General features: G+C 66.8%; 6 protein-coding genes. 4 read left to right on the forward strand and 2 right to left on the reverse strand.

What is annotated here, in order from left to right:
* Positions 1 to 70 precede the first annotated feature (70 nt).
* A complete protein-coding gene (locus ENN83_RS11875; RefSeq protein WP_287187289.1) occupies positions 71 to 322 on the forward strand; it encodes a DUF2274 domain-containing protein in 252 nt (83 codons plus the stop codon).
* 27 nt (positions 323 to 349) lie between these two features.
* Here ENN83_RS11875 and ENN83_RS11880 read toward each other — a convergent pair whose 3' ends face one another.
* A complete protein-coding gene (locus ENN83_RS11880) occupies positions 350 to 1,366 on the reverse strand; it encodes a nucleotidyltransferase family protein (protein WP_287187290.1) in 1,017 nt (338 codons plus the stop codon).
* A 256-nt stretch (positions 1,367 to 1,622) separates the two neighbouring features.
* Positions 1,623 to 2,726, reverse strand: coding sequence for a tyrosine-type recombinase/integrase (locus ENN83_RS11885; RefSeq protein WP_287187292.1), 1,104 nt, complete (start codon positions 2,724 to 2,726; stop codon positions 1,623 to 1,625).
* A gap of 189 nt (positions 2,727 to 2,915) precedes the next feature.
* Between ENN83_RS11885 and dusA the strand changes: the two genes are divergently transcribed.
* From dusA to ENN83_RS11900, 3 genes are all read left to right on the forward strand, one after another.
* Positions 2,916 to 3,914: a tRNA dihydrouridine(20/20a) synthase DusA gene (dusA, locus tag ENN83_RS11890; RefSeq protein WP_414707661.1), complete on the forward strand. Its 999-nt coding sequence runs from the start codon at positions 2,916 to 2,918 to the stop codon at positions 3,912 to 3,914.
* A gap of 82 nt (positions 3,915 to 3,996) precedes the next feature.
* Positions 3,997 to 4,821, forward strand: a complete 825-nt coding sequence (locus ENN83_RS11895) for a sulfite exporter TauE/SafE family protein (protein WP_287187296.1) — start codon at positions 3,997 to 3,999, stop codon at positions 4,819 to 4,821.
* A gap of 82 nt (positions 4,822 to 4,903) precedes the next feature.
* The coding region (locus ENN83_RS11900; protein WP_287187298.1) for an enoyl-CoA hydratase-related protein at positions 4,904 to 5,090 on the forward strand (187 nt) is incomplete at its 3' end.

Genomic DNA, 5,090 nt, shown 5'->3' on the forward strand with positions numbered 1-5,090 from the left:
ATCCGCCCGGGCTTTCCGGTGCGCGTGCTCGTCACCCGCGATCTGGTGATCGCCCCGCAGGGAGGTTGAGATGGCCAAGCTGAAACTCGGACCAATCGCCGATGACAAGCCGGTGAAACTCACCGTGGACCTGCCCGCCGCCCTGCACCGTGATCTCGTCGCCTATGGCGAAATCCTCGGCCGCGACGCGGGACAGCCACCGATCCCGCCCGCGCGACTGATCGTGCCCATGCTGGAGCGGTTCATCGCCACGGATCGCGGGTTTGCGAAGGCGCGGCGGGGTGGCAGCGGATCGGGCGGCGGCAAGGAGAAGTCGCTTTAACAGTGGGGACTGCCGCCGGGTCGCGGCTCAGGCGGCCAGGTTTTCGAGGATCTTCCGGGTCTCCGGCAGTCTTTGCAGCGAATTTCCGATATGTTCGCGCCAGCGCGGGCCTGTGGACATTGCCGCGGCATGGGCCTGCCGCAACTCGTCGGGCCGGTCCTCGGCCAGTGCCGCGATCAGGAATGCGGCCTGCTCCCGATCCTTGGCGGCCTTGAGGCTGCCTGCGCCGTCGCGGCGACGGTCTGCGATGATCAGCTTGTGGATCGCGAAGCGCTCGGGGCGCGGCACCTGCACCAGGATGCCGGAGCGGTAGAGCGCCGCCGCATGGATCGGTTCCGCAATCAGGAAGTTGAGGTAGTTCAGCGCCTGCGCACTGACACCAAGGGCGGGCAGGTCCTGGATAATTTCGTCACCGAAGGCGGGCGTGAGGAACTCCACCAGTTGCCCGCTGCCCCCCTGGGACCAGCGCCAGGTGCGGCCCTGCTCGACGCCGGGCAAGGGGGCGAATTTCAGCGCCGAGAAGGTCTCGGCCATGCCCGGATCGACCTGATCCTCCAGGGCGAGGCTGAGCTTGCGGAACTGCGCGATGTCGATGTCACTGGTATTGGCCATGCCCCCCAAAGGCAGGCGGAGGCCAAGCTCGCCTTCGTAGAGGCGAAATGCGTTCGTGCCGACAAGCGTGCCACCCAGACGAAAGGTGCCTGCGTCGGCCATGGCCGACAGGATGGAGCCGGTCGCGCGATCCGTCGGCGTCATGCCTTCGGCGCGCAGCAACCGGACGAGCCTCGAGCGGGTTTCCTGCCGTTCCCTTGCGGTTCTGCGCAGGTCTTCGAGTTGCGCGATGCGTGCCTGGGTCTCGGCCGTGTCTTCGCCGATATAGGTGAATCGCATCTCCGACCCGACGCGGCGGGCGGCATACCAATAGGCCTTGTCGCCCCGCCGCTTCAGCGTCGGCGCGCCGTCAACGCGGGACAAGGCGTCGTCCTTCAGGAGCCGCACAAGATCGGTATAGGCGCTCATCGCGATGCTGCTGAGAGAGGTCATGCCAATCATCTTCAGGTTTTGCTTGGCATGACTATACCTAGCAAAAGATTCTTTTGCCAGGCAGATGTGATGGGCTGTGCAACGCCCGCCCAGGGGCAGCCGGCGAACATCGCGATGACGTGGCCTGTATCAGAGACCTGTCCAGGGCCGACCGCGACATGGTCACCTCGGATAGCGCCAGAATCGGATCGGTGCTGCGGATCCACGACAGGTTCCGGCAGGTGCCCCGCCTGACCTCGGGCCGATCCTGCACGCTTTACCTTGGCCGCCGGACCGGCTTGAACTGCAGGCTTTCGGCGGCGTGCGACCGCATCGGCCGCCTGACGCGCTGCCGGGGGTCGATTTCCGAGACTTCGGAGAGCCAGGCCCAGCCCTCGAACTTGTCGCCGGTCTGGCGGACATGGGTGTAGCGTTTCAGCGAACTCCAGGACCGGTGCCCCGACACCGCCGCTGCATGCGGGATGCTGTAGCCCAGCTCGAACAGCCGCGAGACGCCCTCGTGCCGCAGGTCGTGAAAGTGCAGATCCTCGATGCCCAGCAGATGGCAGGTCCGCGTGAAGGCCGCCGAGATCGCGTCGGTAGTATAGGGAAAGATCCGGTCCGACAGCCTGGGCATCGCCTCGATGATTGCCAGCGCCTCATCCGGCAGATCGCACCAGACGTTGTTGCCGATTTTATCACCGGGATTCTTCATGTCGCGCACCAGGATGCGCTTGCCCCCGGCATCAAGGTCCGTCCACCTGATCCGAACGATTTCTTCCTGCCGCCGGGTCGAGAAGATCGCAAATGCCGTGATCCGGTGCATCGGAACCGCGGTGGGACGGCGTGTCGAGCGGTCGTGGAAATGCGTCATCAGGAGGTCGAGCTCCTCCCGCGTCGGCCGCCGCTCGCGCTGCCGGCTCTTCCGCGTCAGGCCAAGCCGCTTGCAGACGATCAAGGCGTCGCGCATCGCGCCTGCGTCGAGCGGAATGTTCCAGGCAGGGCCGGCCAGCATGAAGATGGCGCTCAGATGCGACAGGTGGTTCGCCACAGTCTGCGGCGCGACACCTGTCTTCAGCTTCTCCTTGGCGAAAGCCACGAGATCTGCGCTGCCGATACTGGCGCAAGACTTGTTTGCGATGTCGTAATCCTTGATGCTCTTGAGCACCTGCGCCTTGGTCCGTCCCATGACCTTGGCACTGTCCTCGATATACCTGTCGATGGCATCGCCGAGGGTGACGTTCTTGCGTTTCCGCCCATCCTCGGGTGCAGCGTCCAGCGCTCCGGGCTTGGCCAGATCCTCTTCGCGCTTCTCGATCCAGGCCGCTGCGACCGAGCGGCGCTCGAAGGTCCGGTTCTCGCGCAAGACAGTTTTTACCATCCCCCCGGGTCGCGATCTGGGCGAGCCAGGCGACAGAGCCGTCTTTGCGTTTTCTCTTGATGATGCTACCCATGAGTTACAACATCACGGCCCTAATTTACAACATTTGTTGTAAAACCTCGCAGAAATGGGCCGAAATTACAACATATGAGACAGGAACGGGACAGACGATTGGGCGACAATGCGCTGATAAACAATAAAAAAGATAACGCCTCCAAGGCGCCAATCTTAAGCGTTGCGCCCATGATGGACTGGACCGACCGCCATTGCCGGTATTTCCACCGGCTGATGAGCGCGCGGGCGCTGCTCTATACCGAGATGGTCACCTCGGCCGCGCTGGTGCGGGGGGGGGCGCGGCATCTGCTGGCCTTCGACCCGGCCGAGCATCCGGTGGCGGTGCAACTGGGCGGCTCGGATCCGGGCGAGCTGGCGCTGGTGACGCGGATGGCCTGCGACGAGGGCTATGACGAGGTGAACCTGAATGTCGGCTGCCCCTCCGACCGGGTGCAGTCGGGCTGTTTCGGGGCGGTGCTGATGAAGTCGCCCACTCTGGTAGCCGAGTGCGTGGCGGCGATGCGGGCGGCGGCGCGCGTCGAGGTGACGGTGAAATGCCGCATCGGCGTCGACGACCAGGAGCCGCGCGACACCCTGCCGGGATTCCTGGAAACCCTGCGCGCGGCGGGGGTAAGCCGCTTTGTCATCCATGCGCGCAAGGCCTGGTTGCAGGGGCTGAGCCCGCGGGAGAACCGGGATATCCCGCCGCTGGATTACGACCTGGTTCTGGACATGAAGCGCACCTTTCCCGACCTTGCGATCTGCATCAATGGCGGGATCCCGTCGCTGGACGAGGCGCGGCGGTTGCTGGAGGCGGGTCTAGACGGGGTGATGATCGGCCGGGCGGCCTATCACGATCCGGCGGCGATCCTGCTGGGTGCGGATGCGGCGATCTTCGGGCAGGAAGGCCGGAAGACGCGGGAAGAGGTTGTCGACGGGATGCGCCCCTATATCGCGCGCCACCTGGCCGAGGGCGGGCGGCTGCACAATGTCACCCGGCACATGCTGGGCCTTTATGCGGGCCAGCCCGGCGCGCGGGCCTGGCGGCGGATCCTGTCCGACGGGGCGGTGCAGCCGGGTGCGGGGCTCGACGTGCTGGACGCGGCCCTTGCGGCGCTGCCGCGCGCGGCCTGAACCAGCGCCGAACGCGGGCTGATCCCGCTGGCGCGGCGGGTGCGGCTGGGCTAAGCGCAGGGGAGCCGGACCGGAGATTGCCATGCCAGACCTTTCGCTGATCCTGCCGATGCTGGCGCTGCTGCTGGCGATCGGGGCGGTGGCGGGGGTGATCGCGGGCTTGCTGGGCGTCGGCGGTGGGCTGATCCTGGTGCCCGCCTTCTTCTATGCCTTCACCGCGCTGGGCTATGACAGCCCGCAGATCATGCAGATCTGCCTTGCCACCTCGCTGTCCACCATCATCGTGACCTCGGTCCGCTCGGTGCTGGCGCATCATGCCAAGGGGGCGGTGGACTGGACGATCCTGCGCGGCTGGGCGCCGGGGCTGATGCTGGGGGCGGTGCTGGGCGTGCTGGTGGCCTCGGGGCTGCGCTCGGTGGTGTCGCAGGGCATCTTCGGGGTGCTGGGCGTGCTGGCGGGGGGCTACCTGGCTTTTGGCCGCGCGAACTGGCGGCTGGGCGAGGCCATGCCGGGGGGCGCGCTGCGGGCGGCGCTGTCCTCGGGCGTCGGGTTCCTGGCGGTGCTGATGGGAATCGGGGGCGGGCTGTTCGGGGTGCCGCTGATGACGGTCTATGGCCAGGCGATCCACCGGGCGGTGGCGACGGCGGCGGGGTTCGGGCTTTTGATCGCGGTGCCGTCGGTGATCGCCTTTCTTCTGGTCGACATCGCCCCCGAGGGGCGGCCGCCGCTGACCATCGGCGCGGTGAACCTGCCCGCTTTTGCGGTGATCGTGGCGATGACGCTGCTGACCACACCGCTGGGCGTGCGGCTTGCCCATCGGCTGGACCCCAAGCGCTTCCGCCGGGTCTTTGCGCTTTTCGCGATCGTGGTGGCGGGCAACATGCTGCGCAAGGCGGCGGGGGGCTGAGCGCACCCGCGCCGCTGTATTCCGCTTTCCATCCCCGCCCGCCGCGCTAGTCTGGCGGAAGGGCGAAGCGGGAGGACCGGCCATGGTCTACGAGGTGATCGACTACCGCGCGGCGGACGGGATCGGCGTGCTGGTGCTGAACCGGCCCGAGGTGATGAATGCGCTGAACACGCGGATGCGGGCCGAGATCCTGGACGCCGTGCGCCGCGCGCCCGAACAGGCCCGGGTGCTGGTCATCACCGGGGCGGGGCGGGCCTTCTGTTCGGGGC

The organism is Rhodovulum sp. (assembly GCF_011048875.1).
Taxonomy (GTDB): Bacteria; Pseudomonadota; Alphaproteobacteria; order Rhodobacterales; family Rhodobacteraceae; genus Rhodovulum; species Rhodovulum tesquicola.